This is a genomic window from Xenorhabdus santafensis (genome assembly GCF_033949405.1).
In the GTDB taxonomy this organism is placed as follows: domain Bacteria; phylum Pseudomonadota; class Gammaproteobacteria; order Enterobacterales; family Enterobacteriaceae; genus Xenorhabdus; species Xenorhabdus santafensis.
The window spans coordinates 1-239 of sequence record NZ_VCDN01000309.1 but is presented as its reverse complement, the minus strand read 5'-3'; the positions used below and the strand labels follow the sequence as shown (position 1 = coordinate 239).

1 protein-coding gene is annotated in these 239 nt (G+C 32.6%); it reads right to left on the bottom strand.

The genetic code is table 11. The features are described 5' to 3' along the window. Positions 1-239: pyridoxamine 5'-phosphate oxidase family protein (locus tag FE392_RS22605; RefSeq protein ID WP_319931925.1), on the bottom strand; the 239-nt coding region annotated here is incomplete at both ends.

Here is a 239-nt window from a genome sequence, read left to right as displayed (position 1 = left end):
GACCGAGTAACCAACGTTTTAAGCTATTATTCCAAAACTTGTTTTTTAATGTTGAGTCTTCCTCGATTGAAGCTAACCCTTCAACTTCAATATAATCTTCATCTAATTTTTTTCCTTCTCGTCCGAGTAGTACATGGACATTAGGATTTTTTTCAATATCTGTTATCTTTTTTGATTTTCGATCTGTTGCAACATATAGTACAAAATCTTCGTGGAAAAACATCATAAAGGCGCTATGT